General features: G+C 55.1%; 2 protein-coding genes. Both read left to right on the forward strand.

The features are described from left to right. The coding region (locus KKA81_17630) for a hypothetical protein (protein MBU2652752.1) at nt 1–839 on the forward strand (839 nt) is incomplete at its 5' end. Nucleotides 840–1,096: 257 nt separating this feature from the next. Continuing rightward, the coding region (locus KKA81_17635; GenBank protein MBU2652753.1) for a hypothetical protein at nt 1,097–2,253 on the forward strand (1,157 nt) is incomplete at its 3' end.

A 2,253-nucleotide genomic window follows, 5' to 3' on the forward strand; every position in this document is an offset into this window, starting at 1 on the left:
CGAACATGTACGTGACTGCTGACACTGTTTCCCTGACTCTGTACGAGTGTGAGATGGGAGCCACTGCGCTGAACCCGATCGCCAGTTTCTTCGTTCAGAATGTCGGCGGCGACAGTCCGATGCCGTTCCAGATTACGGGCGAATCGGACTACTTCACGGTCCAGGTGCTGAATTGGACGGCGCCGGCAAGTGTGACGCTGCAGTCGCAGTATCTCGACCTGCCGCTCGGCGTCTACTGGGACACGCTTATATTCTATGCCCAGAATTCAATTGTGCAGTATGACACCGTCTATGTGAAGTATGAGGTGATTGCCGGAACGACCCAACCCAAGATCTGGGTCTCCAATTATTCCTTCGTGATCCCCTCTCAGGAGGGTTCGGGACCGCAGCCGAATGTCGGCATGAGTATTCGTAATGCGTTCGGCGGGTGTATGCCGTGGTATGTAGTCGAGAACATTCCGTGGATGTATCCCGGAGACACATCGGGCATCAACCCGGCATCATTTGAGATGGGTGTGGATCCTGCCGGCTTCACGCTGGGCGAATACCCTGATTCGTTCTATGTTTATGCGCCGACGGCTTCGAACAGCCCCGGAAAAGTCCGGATGCGGTTGCAGATGTGGCGTTTTCACGGCGATAACGACTGGAACGGTGAAGTAAACGTCTTGGATTTGGTGTATCTTGTGGATTATTTGTTCCAGGCGGGGCCGCAGCCAAGGCCGGCACGTATAGTCGGCGATTTGACCTGCAACAAACAGGTGGATGTCCAGGATTTGACTTATTTTGTGGCCTACTTGTTCCAGCAAGGGCCGATCCCTTGCGGAAATCCGTATAAGTAAGAGCCTCTTAACATCGCTGAATATGGCGCCGCGACCTCAGGTCGCGGCGCTTTTTTGCGTGGAGGAAGGGGTATGTCGGACGGCAACCCGTTTAAATGACTTGACTTAGTCCCGAATCTTCGTACCTTGACAAAGGACGTTTCGACCCCACGAATTCCTCACCATCCGGGTTGAACCTACCGCCGAGTTCGCCGAAGAATATAACAAATGCAGCGTATTGACTGGAGGACTTCGTGAGACTTCTAACTCGTTCGGCCGTGCTCGCGGCAGCGGCAGCTTTTGCGCTGGCCATTGCTTTGTGTCCGGCTCCGGTGACGGCCACCGATGACCCTGCCGTAGACTGGGACAATGCCCCGGCCTCTCAGATACATCAGCGTCTTTGGGAATCAAAAGTAAAGGTACAGGCCGACCGGGAGTTCTATCGCGGCCTGGCTGCCACCGAGGCCGCCAGCACCCAAACCAATTACGACGTTCGGTTTTATGACATATATATGCGTGTCAACGACACGACGCAGATTGTCTATGGCCGGGTGAAATTCGTGGCCGATGCGGCCCAGTCGAGCGTGTCCGCAGTCGAGGTCGACTTGGCCTACAACATGACCGTCGATTCGGTCGTGGCTCCGACCGGAGTACTCGGATTCAGCCGGTCCGGCGACGTCGTCACCGTCAATCTCGATTCAACTTATCGCGTCGATGAAGAGTTTTCGTTTGATTTCTATTATCACGGCCATCCGCTGACCGGCGGGTTCCAGGCTTTTAAGTTCGAGACGCTCTACGGGCGCAAGTTGATGACGACTCTTTCCGAACCGTATTTTGCCCGCACGTGGTGGGCGTGTAAGGACCGGATGGACGACAAGGCTGATTCGTTCGCGATGGCGATCGAGGTCGACACGTCATTTTATGTCGGTTCGAACGGAGTGATCGATTCGACCGTTGCGAGCAGCGCCAACACGCATACGTTCTACTATTCGACAAAGTATCCGATGGCGAGCTATTTGTTCTCCTTGTCCATCTATCCCTACACGGTGTGGTATGACGAGTTTCTGTACAACGGCGGACTCGATACGATGCCGATCGTTCAAGCGGTGTATCCGGAGTTGCTGAGCTACACTCAGGGCAAGTTTGCGGTCACGCCTTACGCCCTGGGTGCGTTTTCCGAGATTTTCGGCCTGTATCCGTTTACCGATGAAAAGTACGGTCACTCGCTCTTCACTTGGGGCGGCGCGATGGAGCATCAGACGATGAGCTCCATGACCGGCGATTCGTTCGGCACCTCGGAGCCGGTCGTGGTGCACGAAATGTCCCACCAGTGGTGGGGTGACATGATCACCTGTGAGTCATGGCAGGATATCTGGCTCAACGAAGGATGGGCGTCGTATGCCGAGGCTCTGTTTTACGAATACCGCGACGGGGC

The organism is Bacteroidota bacterium (genome assembly GCA_018831055.1).
Taxonomy (GTDB): domain Bacteria; phylum Bacteroidota; class Bacteroidia; order Bacteroidales; family B18-G4; genus M55B132.